We start from the raw sequence: 253 nt of genomic DNA on the forward strand, positions 1-253 counted from the left end.
TTTTTCATTGTTCAGTACTACAACCTTAGTTGTAGTGCCCTGCACATTGGTTCGTCTTGTTCAGTTTTCAAAGGTCTTTGTCACTCACTTCTCTCAAGTGACAACTATATTAGTATATCACAGTCGCTTTCGCTTGTCAACACTTTTTTGAAACTTTTTTAAGTTTTTTAAAACTTTTTTCATCAAGTGTTCCATCTGCAACATACCATAGTCCGTACGGGATTCGAACCCGTGTTACCGCCGTGAAAAGGCG

It is taken from the genome of Streptococcus pseudopneumoniae (assembly GCF_001074975.1).
In the GTDB taxonomy this organism is placed as follows: Bacteria; Bacillota; Bacilli; order Lactobacillales; family Streptococcaceae; genus Streptococcus; species Streptococcus pseudopneumoniae_D.